Genomic DNA, 26,630 nt, shown 5'->3' with positions numbered 1-26,630 from the left:
AATGGATGTTGCGGTCGCGCTATTGGCGCGCCGCGACTATGGCCGCGAGCAACTCAAGAGCCGCTTGCTGGACAAGGGCTTTGAGTCGCCGGAAGTTGAACAGACTTTGGATGCTCTGGAAGCCAAAGGTTTTATCGATGATCAGCGTTTCGCTGCAGCCTTGCTGCGCAGCCATATTGCCAAGGCCCACGGCCCGGGGAAAGTGCGTCAGGCACTGATGCAAAAGGGCTTAAATAAACAATGTATTGAGCAGGTTTTGGATGCCAGTGATTGTGACTGGTTTGCCTTGGCCCGTACGCGCGCGCTGAAGAAATTCGGTGATAGTCCCGCAGATGATATGAAAGAAAAAGCTCGTCGAATTCGTCACTTGATGGGGCAGGGCTTTAGTTATGATCAAGTGGCATATGCCCTTGAATATGACCCTTACGACTGACTTTTCCCTCTATCACAATTGCCCCTTCACAACTAAGCTTACCGCTGCTAAAGCATCCCAAACTGACCTTGTTTTACAAAACCCCAGCATTTACTTTCCTTGAGTTGCAGTCGTTGTTTGCACGCCAAAGTAACACTCAGCTGTTAACACTCCGTTCTGGCGCTTTTAGCTGACTTTATCTGTCCCGTTAAAACTTGCCGTAGCCTTCAGGGCTCCATCCCCTGAGTGATTCTGCGCCTGTGGCAAATGGTATTTGCTGACTCAGGTTATTGGGTTTCGGCTTATGCCGCTAACGCTCTCTGTACCTTGGCTGTATCAGGCGTCATACCCTGCGCAATCTAATTGGTATTCTGGCGCTGCATGCTTATAATGCTTGGCAAAAGAGCGCTTGAGTGGCCGGGCGACGCACGCCTTTAGACCACTTTTTATACATTATTCAGGCTTAAGCAACTCAGGACGATTTATGTACCAAACCACAGCAGCACTCAGAAGTGCTTTCCTGGAGTTTTTCCGCAAGAATGGCCATCAGGTAGTCGACAGCAGTTCACTGGTGCCAGGCAATGACCCCACTTTGTTGTTCACCAACGCCGGGATGAACCAGTTTAAAGACGTATTCCTCGGTATGGACAAGCGCAGCTATAGCCGCGCTACCACTTCGCAGCGTTGTGTTCGCGCCGGTGGTAAACATAACGACCTGGATAACGTGGGTTATACGGCCCGTCACCACACCTTCTTTGAGATGCTGGGTAACTTTAGCTTCGGTGATTACTTCAAAGAAGATGCCATTCGCTTTGCCTGGACCTTCTTGACTGAAGAGCTCAAGCTGCCCAAGGAACGTCTGTGCGTTACCGTTTATCAATCTGATGATGAAGCCTTTGATATCTGGAACAAGCAGATAGGGGTTCCCGCCGAGGACATTATCCGTATCGGCGACAACAAGGGCGCACCTTATGCTTCAGATAACTTCTGGCAGATGGGCGATACAGGTCCTTGTGGACCTTGTACCGAAATATTCTATGATCACGGTGCTCACATTCCTGGTGGCCGTCCAGGTACACCGGAAGAGGATGGTGACAGATTCATTGAGATCTGGAACATAGTCTTCATGCAGTACAACCGTCAGGCCGATGGTGTGATGGAGCCTCTGCCCAAGCCTTCGGTTGATACAGGTATGGGTATAGAGCGTATTGCCGCCATTATGCAAGGCGTGCATTCCAACTATGAAATTGACGTGTTCCGCACTCTGATTGCCAAAACGGCCGAGATCATCGGCGTGACAGATCTGGAAAACAAATCCCTGCGGGTTATCGCCGACCACATTCGCTCTTGCGCCTTCCTTATTGCCGATGGTGTGATGCCGTCCAATGAAGGCCGGGGTTATGTACTGCGGCGTATTATCCGCCGCGCCGTGCGTCACGGTAACAAACTGGGCGCCACAGACACCTTCTTCTACAAGCTGGTACCTACACTTATTGACGTGATGGGCGATGCTGCCAAGGGCCTTAAGGCGACTCAGAGCATAGTGGAAAAGGCGCTGAAAGCCGAAGAAGAACAGTTTGCCCGTACACTTGAGCGTGGTCTGGGTATTTTGGATGCTGCTTTGTCTGAGCTTAAAGGCGATACCTTGGATGGTGGAACCGTATTCAAGCTCTACGATACCTATGGTTTCCCTATGGATTTGACCGCCGATGTTTGCCGCGAGCGTAATATCAAGGTCGATGAAGATGGTTTTGATGCGGCGATGGCCGAGCAGCGTAGCCGGGCTCAGGCCGCCGGTCAGTTTGGTGCCGATTACAACGCCGGGCTGAAGATTGATGCCGACAGTGAGTTCTGCGGTTACAGTGAACTCAGCGGCAATGGCAAGGTTATCGGCATCTATGTCGATGGTCAGGCGGTCGACACTCTGGATGCCGGTCAGCAAGCGGTTATTGTGCTGGACAAGACTCCATTTTATGGCGAGTCAGGCGGCCAGGTAGGCGATAAGGGCCAACTGACAGCCGAAGGTTTGCTGTTTGAGGTGAGCGACACCCAAAAGTATGCCCAGGCCACAGGTCATATCGGCCAACTGAGCCAAGGCAAACTGACTCTGGGTCAGGAGTTGCTTGCGCAAGTCGATAAGAAACTGCGCCATCGCACTCAGCTGAATCACTCAGTGACTCACCTGCTGCACGCCGCGCTGCGTCAAGTATTGGGTGAGCATGTGACTCAGAAAGGTTCATTGGTGGAGCCCGAGCGTCTGCGTTTCGACTTCTCTCACTTTGAAGCGGTTAAGCCTGAAGAGCTCAAGGCGGTTGAGGAGATGGTCAATACCCAGATCCGTCGTAACCACGAGCTGAAAACGGCTGAGATGGACATAGAGCAGGCCAAAGCCAAGGGCGCCATGGCCTTGTTCGGTGAGAAATACGACGCCCAGGTTCGGGTTGTGACCATGGGAGACTTTTCTATCGAGCTTTGTGGTGGTACCCATGTGGGCCGCACCGGTGACATAGGTCTGTTCAAGATCACTTCCGAAGGCGGTATCGCCGCCGGTATTCGCCGTATTGAAGCAGTCACAGGTGCTGCTGCCATGGCCTTCGTCGCCGAGCAACAGCAAGAGTTGAGTGATGCTGCTAACTTGCTGAAAGCAGACAGTCACTCAGTGGTAGCCAAGCTTAAGGCGCAGTTGGAGCGTAGCCGCCAACTGGAAAAAGAGATTGCTCAACTCAAAGACAAACTGGCCGCCGCGGCCAGTGCCGATATGATTTCCGATGCGCAAGAGATTGCCGGAGTCAAGGTGTTGGTGAAACAGGTCGAAGGCATTGACCCTGGCTCTCTGCGTGGTCTGCAGGACGAGCTCAAGCAGAAGCTGCAATCTGGCATAGTGGTGCTGGGTCTGGCTCATGGCGACAAAGTAAACCTTATCGCCGGGGTGACTAAAGACTTGACCGCTAAGGTGAAGGCCGGTGAATTGGTGGCCATGGTGGCTGCGCAGGTTGGTGGCAAGGGCGGTGGCCGTCCCGATATGGCTCAGGCTGGTGGTAGTGAAGTTGCCAACTTGCCTCAGGCATTGGCATCGGTAACGCCTTGGCTGACTGAACGTCTGGCATAATTTCGCCACCAACGAGGTCTATGTGACACAAGAAGTACGTTCAGGCAGTAACGAGCGACTGTATGTCAAAAAGTTCGGCGGCACCTCGGTAGGCTCGATTGAGCGTATCGAGGTGATTGCCGAGCAGATTGCCAAAGCTCAATTGAGCGGCGAGCATCAGGTGTTGGTGCTCTCCGCCATGGCCGGTGAAACCAACCGTTTGTTTGCACTGGCGGGGCAGATTGACCCCGATGCATCGGCGCGGGAGATGGACATGCTGGTCTCCACCGGCGAGCAGGTGAGTATTGCGCTGATGGCGATGGCGTTGGCAAAACGTGGCGTCAAGGCCAAGTCGCTCAATGCCGCCCAGGTGCAAATCCACACCAATAGCCAGTTTGGCCGTGCCAGTATCGAACGAGTTGACGTTCAGTATCTGCTGGAATTGCTGGCCCAGGGAATTATCCCGATAGTGGCCGGCTTCCAGGGTCGGGATCAATTCGGGGAAGTGACCACTCTTGGGCGCGGAGGCTCGGATACCACTGCTGTGGCATTGGCTGCCGCGCTCAAGGCGCAGGAATGTCAAATTTTTACCGATGTGGCTGGTGTCTATACCACAGATCCCAATATTGAACCGAGCGCACAAAAGCTTGATGCCATCAGTTTCGAAGAGATGCTGGAGATGGCTCGGTTGGGAGCCAAGGTGTTGCACCCGGATTCAGTCTCTTATGCCGAGCGCTTTCGGGTTCCCTTGCGGGTGCTTTCCAGCTTTGAACCTGGCAGTGGCACCCTGATACGTTTCGATGCCTGTGAAGACAAGAGTAATCAAGTAGCGGGTATCGCTTGCAGTAAAGGGCAGGCGATGCTGAGTCTGAGTCGCACCGACGATTCACCGGACCCCTTTGCGGCAGTATTTTCACTGCTGGCCGAAAATGGTGTGGAAGTGGATCTGGTGACCAAGGCGGGTACAGATGACAGCGTCAGCTTTACCTTGGATGCCAGCAGGCTCCCTTGGGCGTTAAAGGCGCTCGATGAACCGGAACTTGGAACATCGTTTGGCCCATTGGTGTTTGAAAAAGCCCTGGCAAAGGTGTCTGTAATAGGTGCCGGCGTGCATCGCAGGGCCGAGGCAACCGCCAAGGTGTTTGATATCTTGGGGAATGAAGGAATTCATGTTAAGTTGATGGCAACATCAGAGATAAAGCTGTCAGTGGTAATAGATGAATCGGATTTACACAGGGCAGTTCGGGTGTTACATCACGCTTTTGAACTAAATAAGGTGTAATTAAACAACGGATTTAGTATTGAATACTATTAATTTGTACTAAGCTCACCTTATAATAATGGTTACGACGGATGAGCGCCGTGTGTAGAAGATATGGAAACTAGAGGAGCAATCGAATGCTGATTTTGACTCGTCGTGTTGGCGAAACACTGATGATTGGTGACGAGGTCACAGTGACAGTGCTGGGTGTGAAGGGGAATCAGGTACGTATAGGTGTGAATGCACCCAAAGAAGTTTCTGTGCACCGTGAAGAGATTTATCAGCGTATTCAGTCTGAGAAAACAGGAACACCTTCTGAAGGTGGTAACTTCTGAGGCGACATAAAGTGAACCTCCGTCAGGAATAGAAGAGTCAGTTTTTAAACTGGCTTTTTTATTTTCTGGAGCCGGAAAACCCTTGATAGCACAGGATTTGCGCGTTATTTAGGTCAGGTGATTAAAAACAGGACAAACGGAAAAGGTTTCGGAAAAAGGGTTTGACTTATTTTCTTCAAACAGTAATATGTGCGCCAAGAAAACGGAGAGGTGGCCGAGTGGCCGAAGGCGCTCCCCTGCTAAGGGAGTATGGGCTTTATGCTGGATAGAGTACCTGGCTACGAACCAGGCGGTCGGAGGTTCGACTCCTTCCATGCGCGCCAAATAGCAAAGAAGTAAGACGCCCCGCAATAGCGGGGCGTTTTGCTATCTGTTTCTTACTCGCCTGCAATTTCCTAGCTATCCACAGTGCCTTATCCGTAAGCTTGATACAGAGACACAGGCCCACTGAAAGTCCGGGATGTAACAAGTTCTGGATAGAGAACCTATTTTCATCATCAAGTACCATGCTTTGCTCTTCATATGACCTTTCCCCCGAATTTAAGACAATTTTATCGCTTATGGCGAACACATCCGGGAAAGGCTTTAAAACCATTTGTATTCACAAGTCCCCTATGTTGAAACTTGCCACCCTTGCCGGCATTCGCGATATCATCTTCCCTTCATTTTGGTTTGAGTTTTAGTTTTTCATCAAAAATATTAAATAAATATTTATGAATCATCATTCCCTATGAGGTTTTATTGATTTGTTTTGGTATGACCAATTTACATTGAGGAAGGTTTTTTGTTATAGATTGGTTATCGCTTTTGACCTAAGTCACATGGTTAGGTGCAACTTGGCCTGTTAGGCTAAAACAAGCAGTGATTGAAAATCGCACTTTTTCGCATATTTACCATTATTGTCCGGCTGGGGTGCCATGTTCTGTCATCTCAGACCAGACTTAGACATGGAAAGGCCTGCCGCGCCATTAACAAAATGAGGAAGATATGATGTCGCTTTCTGAGCAACTCGTGGAAGCTGTGGGGATTATGCTGCTCGGTATGGGGCTGGTTTATCTGTTCTTGGGGCTGCTGATCTTGGGGATCCGGATATCGGCCCATTATCTGGCACCTAAACCCAGCTTGGAGGATAAGAACCAAACTCAGGAAAGGGCCAAGGCACAATCCGCAGTCGTCGCCCAGGCAGGCGCACCAACGCCGCAACAGCTGGCAGCCATTAGCTGTGCCATTCACCAATACCGCAAACAGGCTTAAATGCCGCAATCTGATGGATAAAAAAGATGAGTAAAGCTTTAGCATTAACCGACGTTGTCCTGCGGGATGCCCACCAGTCATTGTTGGCAACCAGAATGCGTATCGAAGATATGTTGCCGATTGCATCCAAGTTGGACAGTGTTGGCTTTTGGTCCCTGGAGTCCTGGGGCGGTGCAACCTTTGATGCCTGTATCCGTTATCTGGGTGAAGACCCATGGGAGCGGATCCGGGCGCTGAAACAAGCCATGCCCAACACCCGGCAGCAGATGTTATTGAGGGGCCAGAACTTGCTGGGTTATCGCCATTACAGTGACGACTTGGTGACCCGGTTTGCAGAGCGCGCCCATGACAGCGGGGTCGATGTATTCCGGGTGTTCGATGCCATGAATGATGTGCGCAACTTGCAAGCCGCGCTGAAAGCCGTGATTGATGTTGGCGCTCATGCCCAGGGCACAATTTCTTACACCACAAGCCCCGTACATACATTGCAAACCTGGTTGACCATGGCCAAGCAATTGGAAGATATGGGCTGCCATTCACTCTGTATCAAGGACATGGCCGGTTTGCTCAAGCCGATGGAGGCATTTGAGCTAATAAGCCGCTTGAAGTCGGAAACTGATCTACTGATCACCATGCAGTGCCATGCCACTACAGGGTTATCAACCGCAACCTATCAAAAGGCGATTGAGGCCGGCATTGATGTTCTGGATACTGCCATTTCTTCCATGAGCCAAACCTATGGTCACAGTGCCACCGAAACCTTGGTTGCCATGGTTGAAGATACCGATAGGGCGACAGGCTATGACTTGGCACTGCTGGAGGAGATAGCCGCCTATTTCCGTGAGGTCAGAAAAAAATATGCCCGTTTCGAAGGGGCACTAAAAGGCATAGATTCACGCATTCTGCGGGCTCAAGTGCCGGGTGGCATGCTGACCAATATGGAAAACCAGCTCAGAGAGCAAGGCGCCGAGGACAAGCTGGATCTGGTGCTCGAGGAGATCCCAAGGGTGCGGGAAGATCTGGGTTTTATTCCTCTGGTGACCCCCACCTCCCAGATTGTCGGTACCCAGGCGGTAATCAATGTGCTGATGGGCGAGCGCTATAAGTCGCTGACCAAGGAGACGGAAGGTGTACTCAAGGGCGAATATGGTGCCACCCCGGCCAAGGTGAACAGTGAATTGCAACAGCGGGTGTTGCAGGGGGCCGAGCCTGTGAGTTGTCGCCCGGCCGATCTGCTCGCGCCTGAGCTTGAACATCTGCGGGCCGAACTGGCCGAAAAAGCGTTGGCACAAGGTTTGAGCCTCAGCGAAGAGCGCGACGATGATGTGCTGACTTATGCGCTGTTCCCGCAAATCGGCCTGCAGTTTATTAAGAACCGTGGCAATCCAGCGGCATTTGAACCCAAGCCAGAATTGGAAGCTCCTCTGTCACAAACAACTCAAACCAAGGCTGCCACCGGTGGGCGTCAGCCGGAGGTTTATACCGTGGACGTGCAGGGCCAGCGCTTTGTGGTGCAGGTCAGTGAGGGCGGTGATATCAGTCAGGTAGCGCCTTTGCCGGTGGCAGAGCCGCAGGCTGCTCCTGTGCAGGCTCCTGCTGTTGCCTCTGGGCCGGAACTGGAGATGAGCGCGCCGCTTTCCGGCAATATTTTCAAGGTACAGGTGGCTGCCGGAGACAGCGTTCGCGCCGGTGATGTCGTTATCATACTCGAGGCGATGAAGATGGAAACTGAGATCCGGGCTCAGGCCGATGGTGTAGTCAGCCGCATCCTGGTCAAGGAAGGTGATGCCGTCAGCGTCGGTACCAAGTTGCTGGCACTGGCCTAAGGAGCGATGATGGACGGTTTACTCGCTTTTTGGTCTGAGACGGGAATAGCGCACTTTACCTGGCCACAGGCCTTGATGATGTTGGTCGGTGCCTTGTTGTTGTATCTGGCAATCGTGCGCAAGTTTGAGCCTTTGCTGCTGCTTCCCATCGGCTTCGGCGCCATTCTGGCCAATATCCCCAATGCAGGTTTTACCGAGGAAAATGGGCTGCTCTACTATGTTTATCACGTGGGGATAGATACCGGGGTTTTTCCGCTGCTGATCTTTATGGGGGTCGGCGCCATGACAGATTTCGGTGCCCTGATAGCCAACCCCAAGACGCTATTGCTGGGCGCGGCTGCTCAGTTCGGGATTTTTGCCACCCTGATTGGTGCGATAGCCTTGAACCTGGTACCCGGGTTTGAGTTCAGTATGCAAGATGCCGGTGCCATCGCCATCATAGGCGGCGCCGATGGTCCGACGGCCATTTTCCTCGCCTCCAAACTGGCGCCTGATTTGCTGGGAGCCATTGCGGTGGCCGCGTACTCCTACATGGCCTTGGTGCCGCTCATTCAGCCTCCCATCATGCGGGCCTTGACCACGGAAGCCGAGCGGCAGATCAAGATGGAACAGCTGCGGGAAGTCAGCAAGAAGGAGAAGATCATCTTCCCCCTTATGGTGCTGGGAATGACCATATTGTTTTTGCCGACGGCGACCCCCTTGGTGGGCATGTTCTGTCTCGGAAACCTGATGCGCGAATCCGGGGTGGTGGATAGACTTTCCAACACGGCGCAGAACGAACTTATCAATATCGTCACTATCTTCCTCGGATTGGCGGTTGGTTCCAAGCTCTCGGCCGAGCAGTTTCTTCGGGTCGAGACATTGGGGATCTTGCTGCTCGGGGCGGTGGCTTTCAGCATTGGCACCGCTGCCGGGGTCTTGATGGCCAAGCTCATGTGTAAACTCAGTGGTGGCAAGGTCAACCCCTTGATTGGTGCCGCCGGGGTCTCGGCCGTTCCCATGGCCGCCAGGGTGGTGAATAGGGTTGGGCTAGAGGCCAATCAGCAAAACTTCCTGTTGATGCACGCCATGGGCCCCAATGTGGCCGGTGTGCTGGGCAGTGCGGTCGCTGCCGGTATTCTGCTGGCGGTATTGGGGAACTGAGCGCTTTGCGCGCTGAATAGCTGAGTGCCATGACGTTAAAAATAACCGGCGTAGCCAGTGTGCCGCGCCGGTTATCGGTTTTAAGGCTCGCTGGAGGGCAATCCGCAATGAGCGGGTTTTGGTACACTCTGAGTCGATTCAAGCATTCATTTCAAAGGCTCATATCAAAAGCTTAGGCCGTCAGCCAGATGGCCAGTGACAGCAGGGCAATCAAGGCACCACTGACGCCTATTATCCAAATAAAACCGCGTTTCCCCTGCGCCAAAGGGACATTGTTGAAGTGTAAAAACGCTATCCAGAACAGGGAAAGGATAATAGGTAGAAACAAAAGACGGGCCATGATTGCTCACTATTCAAAGAGATATGGCTTAATCATAGACCGGGGTTCTTCAAGAGTACCAGTCAGATGCTTGAATATTGCTCGCTGCAATTCCTTTATCCGCCAGCACCTGAATTAACATTTGTCTCAGTTTCTTGGCTTGGGCAATGGATTGTTGCACTTGCGGTTGGACATCTTCGAATTTGTCTTTAAAAGGGTCAATGGGCGGCGTAGGCAGTTCCATCACGACAGACTTGCCGGAGCGTTTGATCATGAGTCCTGTGCTTGCATATGCACCGAAGGCTTGTGTGAGCATATCAAGCTGCTCGGCTGCTCCCAGAAACATGATTTTGACCAGGCTTCCTGCCAATTGATGAACGATGCGGATTTGCTTATTGGGCAGTAGTGGGTAGAAATGCAGCCAGGAATGTCCGGCGGCGCGGTTTTTGGGTGTTTCCGGGTTCAACTCCGGGTGATATCTTTTCGCAAACTCAAGATAACTCCTGGCAAACTCTGTGACTTCGGGGCTAATGCTGGGCTGGTATCCGCGTCTTTGCTTGCTGATGCTCTCGGCCATAAGCCGTGCCCGGTACCATGCCCCTTGGGCGACAAAGTACGCCATGAGTTCCTCATAGGCGATGGTTTTATCATAGGGCTCATTGTTGGATGTCAGGTATTTTTGCGGAGCCAACAGACAGGTGCGAAAATCGACCCAATAGCCCTGTTCTATCCCATGTTCGCCGCGGTAGCGATACCTTAACCCTTGTTGCTGTTGTGGCGTTGCATCTATCTTGTTTTCGATAAGAATGGCTTGATGGGAGCCGTCATTGTCATTGAAAATCACCACGAGATCCGACTCGCCGTATTGGTTGTGAATGACAGAATGCCAGGCGCCGACAAACTCTACGGTGTGGGGGAATTCATATACCCGGGAAACCAACCAATTGCAGAAGGCCATTGAAGTGTGGCACTCCTCCAGCAACATCAAATCAATATCCCGCTCCTGAACAGATTGAATAAAGTTCAGCTCCTGCATTTATGACTCCTTTCCTTGTCCATCTTAGGGCTGGTTTTAACCCCTGGTTTTGTGGCTTTCTATCGCGATTGTATGATTTAAACTCTTGAGACTTAGCTGGGCAATGACATTGTTTTCTTATATCTTTCAGCGCTAAAAACTATTTATCTTTGAACTTGCCTGGATGGACATTTGATTCAGGCAGTATGCAGGAAGGTATCTTATGTGGGAACTCTGGCTGATGTTCAGCGGCGCTTTTTTGGCGGCGACATTGCTGCCTGGAGGCTCGGAAGTCTTGTTGCTGGCTTTGCTGGACAAGCAGCCGGAGATGGCATTGTCGCTGCTGCTTAGCGCCACTATAGGTAACACCTTGGGGGCCTTGAGCAGTTATCTACTTGGGCTATTGGGGCGCAAGGCGGTCACGCCCGAGCAACTCGACAGCGGTCGCCACAAGCATGCGCTGGCGCTGCTCAACCGCTACGGTTATTGGGCCTTGTTACTTTCCTGGGTGCCGCTGATCGGCGATATTCTGTGCCTTTTAGCAGGTTGGATGAAACTTCCTCTTACAAAATCCACTCTGATGATTTTGACAGGCAAGGGCCTGCGCTATTTGATTATTGTGTTGTTGGCTTTAGAGTGGCTGCAATGAGTTATTGGGTTTCAGTCTCTGGTTGAAGGAGTAACGTTTTGAAGAAATGGTTATTGGCGGCGGCAATTTCAGCCGCATTGGCGGGTTGCTCAGTGCAGACCGACACAGGATTGGCTGAGGTTTCCTCGGTACAACTGCCGGCAGGCGTGACTCTCATCGAGTCGGTCACCCCCAAGGCCGGTGAAGTCGGTATCCCTTACAGCAAGTATCGCTTGGCCAACGGCCTGACAGTGATACTGCATCAGGACAATTCTGATCCTCTGGTGCATGTGGATGTAACCTATCATGTGGGCTCGGCCAGAGAGCAGGCGGGGCGCAGTGGTTTTGCCCATCTGTTTGAACACATGATGTTCCAGGGCTCCGAGCATGTGGCCGATGAACAGCATTTCAAGATAGTCACCGAAGCAGGCGGCACCTTGAATGGCACCACCAACACTGACCGCACCAACTATTTCGAAACTGTTCCCAGTAATCAGTTGGAAAAAATGCTTTGGTTGGAGTCGGACCGTATGGGCTATCTGCTTCCGGCCCTGACCGACAAGAAATTTGAAGTGCAGCGGGAAACCGTGAAAAACGAACGGGCCCAGCGTATCGATAACCGTCCTTATGGGCGGATGAATGAACGCTTCAATCAGGCGTTTTATCCCGCCGGTCATCCTTATTCCTGGCCTGTGATAGGTTGGCCAGAGGATCTCGATCGTGCCACGCCCGATGATGTAAGACACTTCTTCCAACGCTGGTACGGCCCCAACAATGCCACCCTGACCATAGGCGGTGATATAGATACCGCGCAGACGCTGGCCTGGGTCAGCAAGTACTTTGGCGATATTCCCAAGGGGCCTAAGGTGGCGACCGATGCCAAACCTTTGGTAACGCTGGACAAGAGCCGCTATATCTCGATGGAAGACAATGTCCATCTGCCACTCATCCGTATTGCTTTCCCAACCGTTTATGCCCGTCATCAGGATGAGGCCGCGCTGGATCTGCTGGCCAATATTCTCGGCGGCGGCAAGACCTCGCTGGTTTACAAGAATCTGGTGAAAGATGGTTATGCGGTGCAGGCCGGGGTCAGTCATCCTTGCCAGGAGCTGGCCTGTCAAATGTCCATCTACGCCTTGGCCAATCCGGCCAAGGGCGGAGCACTGGCGCCGATAGAGGCCAAGATCCGCGAATCGATTGCCGAATTTGAACAGCGGGGCGTCACAGATGAAGATCTGCAGAAGGTCAAGGTGCAGTTCCGCGCCGACAGCATCTTCTCGCTGCAGAGTGTGTCGGGCAAGGTGTCCAACCTGGCCTATAACCAGACATTCGCCGGTGATCCCAATCAGATAGCCAAAGATTTGGCCCGCTATGATGCTGTGACCAAAGAAGATGTGATGCGGGTATTCAAGCGCTACATCAAGGATAAGCCCAGCGTGGTGATGAGTGTGGTGCCCATGGGCGCCAAGGCGCTGGTGGCCAAGGCCGATAACTTTACCCCGCCTGAGCCAAGGGTTGCCGCCAACGCCGTTGCCGGGTTGCAGCAGGCAGCAAGTGCCAACAGCAGTTTCGATCGCAGTAAGATCCCCGCTGCCGGCAAGGCGCCCTCCATGCAGGTGCCCAAGCTTTGGTCTGCCCAGCTGAACAACGGTATCAGTGTCATGGGCACTGAAAGCCATGAAACGCCTACTACCGAGCTGGTCATCTATCTCAACGGTGGTCACAGATTGGTGCCGGTGGAAAAGGCCGGGCTCGCCGGTTTGACGGCGGCCATGCTCAATGAGTCCAGCGCCAAACGCAGCAGTGAAGAACTGGCTCAGGCGCTGGAGCTGTTGGGATCTTCCGTGGTGTTCGACAGCAGCGGCTATCAAAGCAGCATCCGGATCTCGGCCTTGACTGAAAACCTGGATAAGACCCTGGCAATAGTCGAAGAAAGGCTGTTTGAGCCAGGCTTCAAGGAAACCGATTTCGAGCGGGTAAAACAGCAACAGTTGCAGAGCCTGCAACATCTGGCCTCGGATCCCAACTATCTGGCCGAAGAGGGTTTCAGCAAGTTGCTGTTTGGCAGCCAAACCAGTCTCGGTGTCAATGATAACGGTACGCTTGAGAGTGTCAGCCAACTGACGCTCGATGATATCAAGGCTTTCTATAAGGAGCAGTATCGTGCCGGCAACGCTCAACTGGTGGCGGTAACCGATCTGCCCCGCGAGCAGCTACTCGGCAAGCTAAAGGGATTGGAGCCTTGGGGCGGCCAGGCTGTGTCTCTGCCGACCTTGGGTGAGTTGCCCGAGGGTAAACCCGGTGTGGTATTTCTTATCGATAAGCCGGGAGCGGCCCAGTCGGTTATCAGCATAGGCAAGCGCGCCCTGCCTTACGATGCCACGGGCGACTTCTTCAAGGCTTACCTGATGAACTATCCCTTGGGCGGCGCCTTCAACAGCCGCATCAACCTTAACCTCCGGGAAGACAAGGGCTACACCTATGGTGCCCGCAGCTTCTTCAGCGGGGGGATTGAGCAGGGCTACTTCAAAGCGGGCGCCAGCGTTCGCAGTGATGTCACCGACAAGGCGCTGGCCGAGTTTATCAAGGAGCTCAAGGCTTATCATGATAAGGGGATGACGACACAAGAGCTTAGCTTTATGCGTGCCTCCATCTCTCAGGGCAAGGCTCTGGATTATGAAACGCCTTACCAAAAGGCCGGCTTTATCCGAATGATCCAGAAGTACGGTCTGAGCGATGATTTTACTACCCGTCAGGACGAGATTATCAACCAAACCAGTCTTGATAAGCTCAATGAGCTGGCTAAAGAGTGGTTGGATCCTGCCAGCATGCAAATATTGGTGGTCGGGGATAAAAATCTTATCGAGCCAGGTATTGAGGCAATGGGTTATTCAGTGATCAATCTGCCCTTGTAAAACGGTCACTTTGACCTCATATTGATCTTAACCGCAGCGGGTTACGACTCGCTTGCCACTATGCAAGGCGGTGATGCTTGAAAGAGCATCACCGCCTGTCTCTTTTAAATTACACTTGCCTGAAAGGCCGCTTAGGCTTTATTTTGGGCAGCAGTCACACAGAGCAGTCCTGTGCCTTTTGGTGATGAATCACCAAGAGATGAAAGCGGAGCAGGTATGCCCGGGTCTATTGGCCAGATAAAGGCCTAGGCCGCCAAGCAGAGAAAAAGAATTTGAAGTCATTTACCGAATCTGTCGCAATGCTCAAAGGAGCCGAAGGACGCGCCGCACTCAAGGATATGCGCCGTGGGATTGAGCGAGAAGCCTTGAGAATTGATGCCAGCGGGCACCTGGCTATGGATGGTCATCCCAAAACCTTGGGCTCGGCCCTGACCCACTCGAGGATCACTACCGATTACAGTGAGGCGCTGCTCGAGTTCATAACGCCTGTTACCCACAGCATAGATGAGCTGCTTACCGGCCTCACCGAGACTCATGCCTTTACCCTCAATCAGCTTAAGGGACAAAAGCTTTGGCCCGTGAGTATGCCTTGTTATGTTGGCGACGAGAAGGATATTCCCATCGCCCAATACGGCAGCTCCAACTCAGGGCGGATGAAGACCCTCTATCGCAAGGGCCTGACCTACAGATACGGCGCTTTGATGCAGATCATCTCAGGAGTGCACTTTAACTTCTCGGTTTCTGACGAGCTTTGGGATCTGCTCTATGCCCAGAGCGACAAGTCGGTTTCCCGCTGTGACTTTATCTCGGAGCGCTACTTTGGCCTTATCCGCAACTACCGCCGCTTGGTGTGGGTGTTGCCTTATCTGTTTGGCGCTTCACCGGCGCTGTGCGGCTCTTTCATCAAAGAGCAGCAGACAGAACTGGATTTTGAAAAGATGGGCCGCGGCACCCTGTATCTGCCTTGGGCCACCTCACTGAGAATGAGTGACCTGGGTTACACCAACAAGGAGCAGGAGCGGCTCAGTATCAGCTATAACTCGCTGGCGGATTATCTCAAGGGGATCCGCGCCGCCATCAAGATGCCTTCGGACAACTTTGCCAACATAGGGGTGAAGGTTGATGGCGAATATCGCCAGCTCAACGCCAATGTGTTGCAGATAGAAAATGAGTTTTATGCCCCCATTCGCGCCAAGCGTGTGACCCGCAGCGGTGAAAAGCCTTCCGAGGCACTGGCACGCGCTGGGGTGGAATATATTGAAGTGCGGGCACTGGACGTTAACCCCTTCAGTGCCATAGGCATAGAGGCATCTCAGGTGCGCTTCCTGGATCTGTTCCTGCTTCATTGTTTGTTGAGTCCATCGGCGACGACCGATAGCACAGGTGAGCAGGAGATAGCTGCCAACCTCAAGGCCGTGGTGTTGGAAGGGCGTAAGCCCGGCTTAATGCTGAGCCAAAATGGCGAGCCTGTGGCGCGTGAGCAGTGGATGCTGGCACTGTTTGCCGAGCTGCAGCAGTTGGCCACGCTGCTCGATGGAAAGGATGATGACCAGTATCAGCTGGCACTGGCCAAGTGGCATCAAGCCGTTATCGACCCGAATGAGACGCTGTCAGGGCAGGTGATGAAGACTCTGGCAGACAAGGGGCTGGATCACGGCGCCTGGGTGATGGCATTGGCGAAAGAGTATCAGCAGCAGCTGCTGAATTATCCGCTGAGTGCCGCAGCGCTGGCTTCCTTTGAAGCCGAAGCCCAGGCCTCAATCGAGAGTCAGTTGCAGATGGAAGCCGCTGATCGTTTGAATTTTGATGATTTTCTGGTTCAGTACTTTGCCGATGAACCAGCCGAGGAAGCAGTCAGTCAGTGAAGTCTTTGTTGTTAATCTCGGCCGCAGCCCTGTTGCTATCGGCCTGCGCCAGTGCTCCCGAGCCCGGGCGCGAATGTGGTACGGTTTCAGGTTATCTGGAGCCGGATCGGGAGCAGCAGTTTTATCGCCTGGTGGTCACCCATCTCGATGGCCAACCCGTGATTTCCAAACCCAACTATCAGTTGCCACCGGGTGAACACAGCTTTACCGTCTCTGAGCTGATAGATTCACCTGAGCTCAAAGTGCGATTGTCGGCCCGCACGCCCAAGGAGCTGAAGTTGCTGGTGGAAGCCGGGCAACGTTATCACCTGGCGGCCAAGTTCAATACCGACAGGCGCTATACCGGCAAGGATACCGGTTACTGGGAACCTGTGGTCTGGCAGCAGGAAGTTCATGAATGCGAGCTGCCGGAGCCGCAATAAAGCTCACTTTTTCAGAGGCTCAGGTTGCATTTGATGTTTGACTCGGGCGACACTGAGTCCAAGTTCAACCAAAGGCCTGGCCTTTGAAAGCCGTGAGATTTTCGTGAAGCGACAGTTTCTATCCAAATTTGCCCCGGCGCTTGCTGTTTCCGCCTCCCTGTTTTTGGGTGGCTGCGCCACTTCACCTCCCAAAGAGCCCGACAATATCTGTTCCATCTTCAAAGAGCACAGATCTTGGTACAACGCTGCCAAGGATGCCCGTGAAAAGTGGGGCGTTCCCGTGCATGTGCCCTTGGCCATGATGTATCAGGAGAGCTCCTTCAAGCATAATGCGGCGCCACCTATGGAGTATTTCTTGTGGATCATTCCCATAGGACGCGCCAGTGATGCTTATGGTTATGCCCAGGCCAAGACCATGACCTGGGATGATTATGTGCGTGAGACCGGCAACAGCTGGGCCAGTCGCAGCGATTTTGATGATGCAATGGATTTTATGGGCTGGTTTATCTACAAGAGCCATAAGATCAATGGTGTGTCCAAGTGGGACGCCCGCAACCAGTATCTCAATTATCACGAAGGCTGGGGCGGCTACAAACGCGGCAGTTACCGCAGCAAGGCCTGGTTGGTAAGGGTGGCCGACAAGGTGGACAATCGTTCCCGCCGTTATGCGGCGCAATATAATCAGTGCAAGGAAGACCTGGACGCCTCTTGGCTCTGGCGTTTGTTCTTTGGCTAGGGCAGGGGAAACTAAGCTGTTCCTCGGTAAAAGCGCACCCTTAAGGTGCGCTTTTTGGTTTCTCTACAGATGAGCCAGCCGTTTTATCAGCCGTGGTGCTCTGTCTTTATCAGCTTGCCGAACTGGTCGTAGAAGTTCCAGTCGCCGGATTCACGATTGCTGATATAGCTGCCTTCGGTACGTTTCTCGCCATTGGTCCAGAAGGTCTGCCACAGCCCCTCTTTTCTGTCCCTGAGGAAGGTGCCTTTCTCGGCCAGCTTGCCGTTGTTGTGGAAGTAACTGGCTTCACCCTCTTTCTGGCCCTTGCCCCACTGCTCATGGCTTTGTGGTTTGCCATTTTGGAAGTACTGGCTCAGTTTGCCATCGAGTTTTCCCTGCCAGTAGTTGGCCTGCTGTTTCAACTGGCCGTTACTGTAGTACTGCTCAGACTTGCCGTGCAGTACATCGTCATTGAATTCCTGACTGGCGGCGAGCATGCCATCTTCAAACCAGCTTTGCCACTGGCCGGTTTTGGCCCCTTTTAACAACTCGCCGGCCAGTTTCTGCTGCCCATTGTCGACATAGTACTCGCTGTAGCTGCCGGTCTTGTCGCCATTGTCATAGGTTTCCTTGCGATAAAGGATGCCCTTGAAGCTGTAATGCTCGCGTGCACCATGTAACTTACCCTGTTGCCACAGGCTCTTGATCCTGATATTGCCTTCTGGGATTGTGCCGAAGGTAGGATCGTCCTCTTCGTAGCGGTAATCTATCCAGGTACCTGTCTTCTTATTGTCCAGGTATTCCCCAGTAACCCGGCGGCGGCCATGGTAATACTCGGCATATTTGCCATTGAGTTTGCCTTTGACAAAGGTCTGCTCCCGGCTCTTGATCCCTTCGCGATACTGAATCCAGAGCCCGTCCTTGTCGCCGTTGAGATATGCGCCTTCCTCATTGGGATCGCCGTTGGCGTACCAGCGCTTGAAGGCACCATCGAGCGGATAACGATAATCCTTGGCGGCCTTGTCTTTGGCATAGTGGGCCAACTCCCTGGGCTTGCCATTGTCGTAGAAGCTCTCATATTTGCCGACCCACTTGCCTTCAATGACATCGCCCTGCTCCTGCACAGTGCCATCTTCAAAGTAGCGGATGGATTTTCCGGTTTGCTTGTCGTGCTGGTATTGGTTCAGGCTGCGTTTTTTACCGTTCGGGAAGTAACGGATAAAGTCGCCGTGACGCTCCCCCTGCTGCCATTGGCTGGACTCCTGCAGGACGCCGGCGCTGAAACGCTGATGCAACCCATCCAGCAAGCCCATGGCAAACTGGGACTTTTCCAGGGGCTTGCCGTCGATATCGAAACGCTCATACTTGCCATGGCGGGGATATTGGCCGTTGTCGCTCAATTGGCTGTCGTGGAAGGTTTCCAGCTCAGCCAACTGGCCATTGGGGTGAAAACGCTTCTGTACACCGGTTTGCAGGCCGTTTTTGTAGTGCTGCTCTATGACCAGTTTGCCTTCACTGTTGAAGTACTCCTGGGTGCCATCTCTTTCGCCGTCACTGAAATGCTCATTGCCCAGCAGTATCCCTTTGTCGTCAAACGTCTGACATTGGCCCTGGCGCTTACCCGCGCGATAAGCACATTTGAGCGCCAGCTCGCCGCTTGGGTGATATTTCAGGCTTTCGCCGTCCCGCTCGCCGGCACTGAAGCTTATCTCACTCTCTTTGCAGCCATCATCAAAAAAGCTCTGCCAGACGCCCTGACGTTGGCCATTGGCATCGAATTTGCCCTTGACCTTGATAACCCCCTGGGCGTTTTGCTCCAGATAGTCGCCTGACAGTTGGTTGTTGGCGTATTGCTGGCTTTGGGCCAGGGTGCCGTTTTCATAGAAGCTCTGCCACTGACCATGGCGCAGGTTGTCGGTATAGGTTTCGCTGGCCTTGAGTTTACCACTGGCGTAGAAACGCTTGACCTGCTCTTTGTTACCGTCGCGGTAGAAGACGCTTTCACTGAGACGGCCTTTAGTGTCGAAGGTTTGCCATTCCCCTTCCGGCACGCCCTTGTTGAACACTTGCAATTCGGTCATCTGGCCGCTGATGTCATACATGCGCCAACTGCCATTTTGATAGCCCTGGAAATATTGGCCCTCAATCAATTTGGCATTGTTGGAGTGAAATACCTGCCAGTGCCCATTGGGCAAGCCCTGGGAGAATTCCGCCAGGGTATAGCCTTGATTGTCCCGGACGATGGATATTTCGCCATTGAGGGGCATGCCACTGGCCAGATTGTAATAATGGGGAATACCATCCTGCTGGCGAACTTCCACCATTAAGGAAGAGAGGTTTTGTGCCGCCTGCGCCTGTTGCTGCACGGGTAGAGTGCTTGCGGCCAGCGCCGCCATAATTATGAGCTGTTTGTGCATCGGTTCTCCTTGTCACCTACTGCAGCAATCCCGTCATTGGGAGCCAGGTTTCTTTATTCGTGCCCACCCTTGCGGGCTCTTTTCTGCCGGTACATCTGGCTGTCGGCCAGTTTCAGGCTGTACTCCATATCGCCGTTGAAAGGCGCGATACCGGCACTGAAATAAACGGCAACCTCATCGGCAGCAAGCCTGGCCTCGGCCTGCTGTAAACGTTCTCTGAGCCAGCTTTCACTGCCGTAGCAGAGCAGCACAAATTCGTCGCCGCCAAATCGGCTCACCAGGGCCGGTGGCGGGCAGCTGCGTTTCAGCTCGGTTGCCAGACGCTTGAGGGCAAAGTCACCGGCACCGTGCCCCAGGTTGTCGTTGATCTTTTTCAGGTTATCCATATCCAGCAGCACCAGCATGCTTTCCAGCTTGGTCTTGGGCTGCCATTTTTGCGCCTGTTCTTCAAAATACTTGCGATTGGCCAGTCCGGTCAGGCAGTCAAAATTAGCCAACTGGTGGATCTGGCGGGATTTTTGATACAGAGCAATGGCATTGGCAGCTTCACGGGTCAAAATAGCCACCAGATCCCTGTCATAGGTGCTGAAACAGGCCAGCAGTGAGCTATCGAGGTTGAGCATGGCATAGAGCTGACCATCGATATGGATTGGGCTGGACAGGGTGGCCCGAATGGGAATGCTGGCGGCACTCAGCAGCAGGGCCTGATCTTCGGCGCTCAGGCTACTCTGGGCGTTGATTTTGCGCATATCGTTGACCACAACTACCCGGTTGCAGCGGCCATCGGTCAATCTGTATTCGAAAGACTGCTCCAGGGTCATATTCAGCTGTTGCAGCTTGGCCAGATCCAGCCCGAGTGCTGATTCAAAATGCAGCTTATTGCTGCCGGGTTCCACCAGTATGATGGAGCCCATTTCGGCGCCATCAACCATGGCGACTGCCTTGCCGAGCAGGGCGTTGAGAAAGGCGTGTTCGGTTTCGTATTGACTGGAAAGATGCACTAATTCGAAGGTGGCTTCGTTGATCCCCAGCACCTGCTCCAGGTGTTGCCACAGTCGGCCCAAGCGCCCTTGATGGACAAAATAGCCCAGGCTGTAGGCCAGGAAATAGATGATAGAAACCCCGCCCCACTGCAGCCAGGGAAGCTCACCGGCCGGGCTGGTGACCCAGAACAGTAAGGCTATCAGCAGCAGAGGCAGTAACAGAAGCAGCAGATGATAGCGCAGATCCAATGTGTCTATCTTCTGCTTTCTGAGTCCGTTCTGATCCAACAAATCCTGAGAATCCTAAAGTTATACCTTGAATCAAAGTCAGAGGCGGGCGAGGGTGCCCGCCCGTTTATCAGCCAAACTCCGCCAGTATCCACATAAGTGGCGCCTGATATTGCGCCGGCATCCACTGCTGAAGCTTGGCAATGCTGTCGGCCAACGCGTTTTTATCCAGTACCGACAGGTTCAGGTGGCCTACCTTGCGGCCGGGGCGCACCTCTTTGTCGTACCAGAACAGCTCGGCATTGGCCAGGCTCAGCCAACGGTCGTCCTTATCTATGCCTATCAGGTTGACCATCACACACTGGAAGTTAACCTGAGGCGTCATCAGTGGCAATTCGCACAAGGCCCGCAGGTGCAACTGGAACTGATCCATATGGGTGCCTGCCTGAGTCCAGTGCCCTGAGTTGTGCACTCTGGGAGCCAACTCATTGACCAGCAGGTGATCGCCCACCCGGAAACATTCCATCGCCATCACCCCCACATATTCCAGCTCATGCATTATGCTGCCGAGCATGGTTTCGGCCTCGGCCTGCAGCGGTTGCAGACGCGCCAGGGGGGCTATCGATGCCATCAGAATACCATCCTGATGCAAATTGAGCGTCAGAGGATAAAAGAAGCACTCGCCGCTGCGGCTGCGAACCCCAACCAGAGACACCTCTTCATCGAAGGGGATCGCCTGTTCGGCAATCGCTTGATTGCGCCAATCGGCCGGGATACTGGTCGATTCGGCTTGTTTCAACCAGTGCTGACCCTTGCCATCATAGCCGCCGGTGCGGCGCTTCAGTAGAACTCTTTCACCATATTTGTGATAAAGATCATTAGCTTGGGTGTTATCGTCCAGCAGTTCCCAAGGCGCAGTGGCCACCTTGAGCTGATCCAGCAGGGATTTTTGGGTGTATCTGTCGGCGAGGCGGCCAAATACCGGGCCATTGATGAAATGACAGTGTTGCGACAACTGCAGGCTCAGGGGCGATTCCGGCCACTGCTCACGCTCGGCGGTAATAATATCTGTGTCTGTCAGCGGCAACTTTTCATCACTTGGCGCCATGATATCCACGGGGCGGACATCTATGGCCAGCGGTTGGCCGGCATGACGCAACATGGCACCCAGTTGGCCATCGCCCAGTACCCAAACTCTCTTGTCAGCCATCTCAGTCTTCCCTCGGATCCGGATTATCGAGTACCGCGCGGGTTTGAGCTTCGCGGAAGGCTTCAAGGCGCTCGGCCAGTTGAGAGTCTTGAGTTGCCAGCATCTGACAGGCCAGCAGCCCGGCATTGAATGCCCCGGCTGTACCTATGGCCAGCGTTCCCACGGCAATACCCTTGGGCATCTGCACTATCGACAACAGGCTGTCCATGCCGCTGAGAGCCTTGCTTTGTACCGGCACGCCCAGTACTGGCAAGCGGGTCTTGGAAGCTATCATACCCGGCAGGTGAGCGGCGCCGCCGGCACCGCCTATGATGACCTTGTATCCTTTGTCTGCTGCTGATGCGGCAAATTCCATCAATTTGTCTGGGGTTCTATGGGCCGAAACCACTTCGACATGGTAAGGCACCTTGAGATAATCCATGATCTCTGCGGCCGCTTCCATGGTGGGCCAATCACTCTTGGAACCCATTACAACAGCAACGAGGGCTTGCATGATAACTCCTTAACTACTGATTTTATTTATAATATTTTGCCTGTTTCCAGGTCGGGTACAGTAACGGAAGGTGCAAACCAGTCCCATGCGTGCTCTGCGTTGGCTTACAGACCTGGATGCAAGGCGTGGTTCGCAGCTTCCTTAACCCGGCGTTGTTCCCAAGGCCGGGCGATAATGGCTGCAGATAATATCATGACAGGACGGCGCGCGCTGCCCTTGAACACTGTGTTTCGGACAAAAATCAGCCCGAGTAAAAGATGCGATAGAGGCGGCCTTGGGCATCATCGGCTATCAGCAAGGAACCATCCGGTAACTGCAGCACATCGGCGGGGCGTCCGGATACGGTTTCGCCCTTGAGCCAGCCTTCGGCAAACACCTGAGGTTCACCGGCCTTGCCCTGTTTTAACGGCACGAAACGCACTCGATATCCCACCTTGCTGGACCGGTTCCAGGAGCCGTGCTCGGCAATAAAAATGCCGCCGTGATAGGCCTTGGGGAAGCTGTCGCCGCGATAGAAGGTCATCCCCAGCGCCGCTACATGGGCGCCCAGCTTGACTTCAGGAGGGCTGAAATCGGCAGGCTGCTTACCTTTGCCGAATTCAGGATCCAGGGTATCCCCTTGATGAACGTAGGGATAACCAAAATGTTGGCCGCGCTGACTCAAATGATTGAGTTCATCGGCTGGCATATCGTCTCCCATCATGTCGCGGCCATTGTCGGTAAACCACAGCTGGCCACTGACAGGGTCGAAGTCGAAACCGACACTGTTGCGCACACCGGCGGCTTCGAGCCTTGGTTGTTTGCTTTGGAGATCCAGGCTGATTATTTTGCTGTAGTCGCTGCCGGCATCACAGATATTGCAAGGCGCGCCTATGGGTATATACAGGCGGCCATCGGCGGCAAACTTGAGGTATTTCCAGCCGTGATGCTTATCTGTGGGTAAGTCATCATAAAAGATTCGATAACTCGGGGAAGCACTCTGGCTCAGCTGCTGCTCGATATTGTCAAAGGCGAGAATTTGGCTCACGGCGCCCACATAGAGAGTCTGGTCCCGAAAGGCTAGCCCGGAAGGCATATTGAGCCCGGAGGCGATCACTTTGACCTTGTCGTGGCGGCCATCGGCATCTGTATCGATTGCCGCATAGACTTTACCTTCGCCGCGACTGCCGATAAAGAGTGTGCCCTGGCTGCCAAGCGCCATCTGGCGGGCATTGGCGACATTATCCAGATAGACTTCTATCTCAAAGCCCTGGGGCAGGCGGATATCCTTCAGTTCCGATGGCGCTGAATTTTCAGCAAGTGCAGAGCCACTCACAATAGCTGCCAGCAAAGCCGCCATAGAGAGAGCCGCTGCAAGCGAAATAGCGCGGTGCAGCGGGCGCAGTGAAACGGATGAATGCTTAGACATAAGGCCTCCTTGCCGTTGGGCATATCAGTATGACCTGAAATGAAGGCGAATAAAAAGGGAGGCTAAGCCTCCCTTCAATTTACTTTCTAACCAGCCCGTTATTTGGCGGATGCTTTGCTGCCAAGGGCGGTGCTTTTTTCCATCAGCCCCAACGCCGACAAGCCGGTGATCACGTCCAAATTGGAGGTCATGCCGTTGCCTCCACTGCCGTTGATATAGTTCTTCGGCATATCCACCTTGAAGTTGGGCAGGTTCTGATACAGGGAGTTGGCCACATCCCGGTTCAGCTCGGCCAGATACACCTTCTCATGGGCACCCAGGGCCTTGTATTTCGCCGCCAGTACATCGGCTTCGGCTATCCCTTTTTCACGGATCGCCTTGGCCTCAAACATGGCCGAGGCCGAGTTGGCTTTCTGGATCTCCAGGTTGGCCTGGGCGATTTCCAGCTCCTTGGCCTTGCTCAGGGTGGCGATATCTTTCTTCTTGCGTTCTTCCACCAGTTCACGCTCGGCGATTTGCCGCGCCACTTCAACCTCTTTTTGCTGGGCAATAACCGCCAGCTCCTTGGCACGTTGGGCATCCTGTACTTCGCGGGTACGCTGGATCTCTTTGCGCAGCTGCTCTGTCTTGGCCTGGGCCTTGGACGTTTCCTGCTCCTGAATGGTGCGGATCCGCTCGGCAACCAGTTTTTTCTTATCAGTCAATAGCTTGTCAAGCTGATCTTCCGGCTTGGGATCGCCAATGGTGACCTGGGTGACCGTGATGCCATAATGTTTGAGCGGGTTGTCCTGACGTACCGGATTACCGCTCTTGTCGGTAATAGGTACTGTCTTCCACACCAATTGTTTGGTGGCTTGCAGCTTGTTGGAATCTTCCTGATCGAAGCCAACCGGCACCAGATCCACCTGCTCGACTTCAACCTGGCGCCGCTCAGTGGTATAGATACCGTTGCTGAGCTGATCTGACAATTGTGCCTTGAACTGATTGAGGCCGCCCTGGAAAAACTCTTCGCCGGTATATTGGGTCGAGGTGATCACAGTGACGTTGCGGGCGTTCTTGATCAACATGGTGTCAATCAGGTTGTCGTTGGAGCGAAACTCCCGATGCATCGTCTTGAGCTGCTCGGGATCATAAGACAGCTTGAAGCGGAAAGTGGCCGGTACCTGGCCTGTGTAGGTATCGGCAAAACGTACCTGCAGCGCCGGCAGACGTTGGTAGAATACCTCGCCCTGGTTGTTGCCAAAGGAGACGGTAACGACCTGATCATAGCGGGTTATTTTCGACAGAAACGGCATGCGAAAGTGGATGCCGGGCTCGGTGAACACATCCAAAGAGCCGGTAACATTGTTTTGATGCACATAGGTGTAACCGGCATCTGTCATCAATACTGAGCTTTGGGCAATACCCAGGGCGGCCAAAACGCCCACCCCAATCAGAATGCGCTTGGGGGTAAAATAGGATTTAAAACCTGAGGCACTTTTCAGTTCCATCTAATCTTCCTTAATTGAGTTCCAATACGAAATTGACATAATCCGGGTATTTCTGCTGCCAGGCATCATCAAAGAAATGCCCGCCCTGATGCGGTTTGAGCTGCAGTTGATTACCCGGGCTAAAAAATTGTTCCAGCTGTTTATCCAGCGCCAGATTACTGCTGTGCTCCTGTTCGCCGTATGAGATAACCAGTCGCTTACCGGCGGGCGCCGAAGCCTTGAGCTCGGTTTGCATACCGCCTGCAGACAGCAGCAGGGCGCCGACATAATCATTCGGGTGTTTGGCCAGCAGGTGAGCGCTGTGAAGGGCACCCTGGGAAAAGCCCATCAGTGCCACTTTCTGCTTGTTGACAGGGCTGTTCTTTGCCGCCAGGGCTAAAGCTTGCTGCACTGCCTGGTGACTGGACTCGGTTTCGGTTCTGGCCCAGCGGAAGCTGTGCTCATTGAGCTTTTCCGTGCCGTTGATCCCGATAAATATTGCCCGTTCACTTGTCAGCAGTTTGGCCATATGGGCGCTGTCACTGCCTTCTGTGCCATAGCCGGATAACCAGACCAGCACAGGCCAGCCACCGTCAGGGGCAGCCCCCTGAGGGCGGTAGATATAAGCTGTACCGGCATCTTTTGCATGCTGAGGATAACGGCGTTTAACCTTATCCAGTACGGCGCGGTATTCATCCGAGTCCTTGATGCCGGCAAGTTCGTCGTCTTCCTCAAGCATTATCTGTTGCCACAGGCCGCGGCTGTCGGCCAACTGCAGCATTTCGATTGCCTGGTCTTTAAGTTCCAGCATTGCCAGAGTACCGGCGGCTTGATAGGGCGCCCAGATATTGCTGCTATCGCGCTCTGTGGCCATCAGGTAATAGGCGAGGGCGCCAGCGTAGTTGTCGTAGCGGTTTTTTTCTTCATCCCCTTTGGCGATAAAGTCTTCCGCATTGGCGTGACTCAGATACAGGTTGGCTATCGGGCTCAACGCCTGCCAGCGGATCTCCGCTTCCGTTTTACCCTCATCAGCCTGCGCCAATTGGCTCATGCAGAGCAATCCCAGCCCGGCACCCAGCTTCAACAGGTTACAGAGCTTTGTTTGTTTGGCTTGCATCCCCAGTCCTTTGCAATGTATGGCGGCAATTCAATATTGCGCCTTTTTTATCCTGTGCTTTTTAATCAGCGCCCTTTTCATCAGCGCGCATACTAGCAGATTAACTT

21 protein-coding genes are annotated in these 26,630 nt (G+C 53.4%); 12 read left to right on the top strand and 9 right to left on the bottom strand.

The genetic code is table 11. From position 1 onward, the window contains the following. Position 1: 1 nt before the first annotated feature. From ON072_RS07700 to ON072_RS07670, 7 genes are all read left to right on the top strand, one after another. On the top strand, positions 2–433 hold the full coding sequence (locus ON072_RS07700) for a regulatory protein RecX (protein ID WP_371872948.1): 432 nt from the start codon (positions 2–4) through the stop codon (positions 431–433). A 463-nt stretch (positions 434–896) separates the two neighbouring features. Continuing rightward, positions 897–3,521: an alanine--tRNA ligase gene (alaS, locus tag ON072_RS07695; RefSeq protein ID WP_115390129.1), complete on the top strand. Its 2,625-nt coding sequence runs from the start codon at positions 897–899 to the stop codon at positions 3,519–3,521. A gap of 22 nt (positions 3,522–3,543) precedes the next feature. Continuing rightward, entirely contained in the window at positions 3,544–4,782 is a 1,239-nt protein-coding gene (locus ON072_RS07690; protein ID WP_044734850.1) for an aspartate kinase, read from the top strand. Between the two features lie 116 nt (positions 4,783–4,898). After that, positions 4,899–5,096, top strand: coding sequence for a carbon storage regulator CsrA (gene csrA, locus ON072_RS07685; RefSeq protein ID WP_025011666.1), 198 nt, complete (start codon positions 4,899–4,901; stop codon positions 5,094–5,096). A 987-nt stretch (positions 5,097–6,083) separates the two neighbouring features. Beyond that, positions 6,084–6,350, top strand: coding sequence for an OadG family transporter subunit (locus tag ON072_RS07680; RefSeq protein ID WP_025010953.1), 267 nt, complete (start codon positions 6,084–6,086; stop codon positions 6,348–6,350). Between the two features lie 26 nt (positions 6,351–6,376). Continuing rightward, positions 6,377–8,176: a sodium-extruding oxaloacetate decarboxylase subunit alpha gene (gene oadA / locus ON072_RS07675; RefSeq protein ID WP_261753003.1), complete on the top strand. Its 1,800-nt coding sequence runs from the start codon at positions 6,377–6,379 to the stop codon at positions 8,174–8,176. A 9-nt stretch (positions 8,177–8,185) separates the two neighbouring features. After that, positions 8,186–9,319, top strand: coding sequence for a sodium ion-translocating decarboxylase subunit beta (locus ON072_RS07670; protein ID WP_101059799.1), 1,134 nt, complete (start codon positions 8,186–8,188; stop codon positions 9,317–9,319). A gap of 172 nt (positions 9,320–9,491) precedes the next feature. Here the strand turns inward: ON072_RS07670 and ON072_RS07665 are convergent, their stop codons facing one another. Together ON072_RS07665 and ON072_RS07660 are read right to left on the bottom strand one after the other, a co-directional pair. Beyond that, on the bottom strand, positions 9,492–9,659 hold the full coding sequence (locus ON072_RS07665) for a hypothetical protein (RefSeq protein ID WP_025010950.1): 168 nt from the start codon (positions 9,657–9,659) through the stop codon (positions 9,492–9,494). Between the two features lie 49 nt (positions 9,660–9,708). Continuing rightward, a complete protein-coding gene (locus ON072_RS07660; RefSeq protein WP_186264718.1) occupies positions 9,709–10,674 on the bottom strand; it encodes a PD-(D/E)XK nuclease superfamily protein in 966 nt (321 codons plus the stop codon). Positions 10,675–10,876: 202 nt separating this feature from the next. On the opposite strand from ON072_RS07660, the gene ON072_RS07655 reads away from it, so the two are divergent. The 5 genes from ON072_RS07655 to ON072_RS07635 all read left to right on the top strand — a co-directional run bounded on the left by ON072_RS07655 (position 10,877) and on the right by ON072_RS07635 (position 17,219). Then, positions 10,877–11,302 carry a YqaA family protein gene (locus ON072_RS07655; protein WP_025888301.1) on the top strand — a complete coding sequence of 142 codons (426 nt, stop codon included), beginning with the start codon at positions 10,877–10,879 and terminating at the stop codon, positions 11,300–11,302. Positions 11,303–11,340: 38 nt separating this feature from the next. Further along, positions 11,341–14,196, top strand: a complete 2,856-nt coding sequence (locus ON072_RS07650) for a M16 family metallopeptidase (RefSeq protein ID WP_261753002.1) — start codon at positions 11,341–11,343, stop codon at positions 14,194–14,196. Positions 14,197–14,495: 299 nt separating this feature from the next. Continuing rightward, positions 14,496–16,061 (top strand): glutamate--cysteine ligase, encoded by a 1,566-nt coding sequence (gshA, locus tag ON072_RS07645; RefSeq protein WP_261753007.1) that lies wholly within the window; start codon positions 14,496–14,498, stop codon positions 16,059–16,061. Further along, positions 16,058–16,483 carry a hypothetical protein gene (locus ON072_RS07640; RefSeq protein WP_044734843.1) on the top strand — a complete coding sequence of 142 codons (426 nt, stop codon included), beginning with the start codon at positions 16,058–16,060 and terminating at the stop codon, positions 16,481–16,483. The genes gshA and ON072_RS07640 overlap by 4 nt, the downstream gene beginning before the upstream one ends. A 103-nt stretch (positions 16,484–16,586) precedes the next feature. After that, positions 16,587–17,219 carry a transglycosylase SLT domain-containing protein gene (locus ON072_RS07635; RefSeq protein WP_028781530.1) on the top strand — a complete coding sequence of 211 codons (633 nt, stop codon included), beginning with the start codon at positions 16,587–16,589 and terminating at the stop codon, positions 17,217–17,219. 86 nt (positions 17,220–17,305) lie between these two features. On the opposite strand, the gene ON072_RS07630 is transcribed toward ON072_RS07635, so the two are convergent. The 7 genes from ON072_RS07630 to ON072_RS07600 form a co-directional block, all read right to left on the bottom strand. Beyond that, the gene (locus tag ON072_RS07630) at positions 17,306–19,615 is read right to left on the bottom strand and encodes a toxin-antitoxin system YwqK family antitoxin (protein ID WP_261753001.1); all 2,310 of its coding nucleotides are present in this window, start codon (positions 19,613–19,615) and stop codon (positions 17,306–17,308) included. Between the two features lie 53 nt (positions 19,616–19,668). Beyond that, the gene (locus tag ON072_RS07625; protein ID WP_045282616.1) at positions 19,669–20,889 is read right to left on the bottom strand and encodes a sensor domain-containing diguanylate cyclase; all 1,221 of its coding nucleotides are present in this window, start codon (positions 20,887–20,889) and stop codon (positions 19,669–19,671) included. 67 nt (positions 20,890–20,956) lie between these two features. Beyond that, positions 20,957–22,036: a 5-(carboxyamino)imidazole ribonucleotide synthase gene (gene purK / locus ON072_RS07620; RefSeq protein WP_144224689.1), complete on the bottom strand. Its 1,080-nt coding sequence runs from the start codon at positions 22,034–22,036 to the stop codon at positions 20,957–20,959. Between the two features lies 1 nt (position 22,037). Beyond that, positions 22,038–22,529 (bottom strand): 5-(carboxyamino)imidazole ribonucleotide mutase, encoded by a 492-nt coding sequence (gene purE, locus ON072_RS07615; RefSeq protein ID WP_028781534.1) that lies wholly within the window; start codon positions 22,527–22,529, stop codon positions 22,038–22,040. A gap of 241 nt (positions 22,530–22,770) precedes the next feature. Further along, on the bottom strand, positions 22,771–23,937 hold the full coding sequence (locus ON072_RS07610) for a PQQ-dependent sugar dehydrogenase (RefSeq protein ID WP_243880757.1): 1,167 nt from the start codon (positions 23,935–23,937) through the stop codon (positions 22,771–22,773). A gap of 98 nt (positions 23,938–24,035) precedes the next feature. Then, on the bottom strand, positions 24,036–25,427 hold the full coding sequence (locus ON072_RS07605; protein WP_025010940.1) for an SPFH domain-containing protein: 1,392 nt from the start codon (positions 25,425–25,427) through the stop codon (positions 24,036–24,038). A gap of 10 nt (positions 25,428–25,437) precedes the next feature. After that, positions 25,438–26,523 (bottom strand): alpha/beta hydrolase, encoded by a 1,086-nt coding sequence (locus tag ON072_RS07600; RefSeq protein ID WP_144224687.1) that lies wholly within the window; start codon positions 26,521–26,523, stop codon positions 25,438–25,440. Positions 26,524–26,630 lie beyond the last annotated feature (107 nt).

The organism is Shewanella sp. K8, from assembly GCF_028823715.1.
Lineage (GTDB): Bacteria > Pseudomonadota > Gammaproteobacteria > Enterobacterales > Shewanellaceae > Shewanella > Shewanella algae.
The sequence above is the reverse complement of the archived record's forward strand: the minus strand, read 5'-3'. Positions and strand labels throughout refer to the sequence as shown.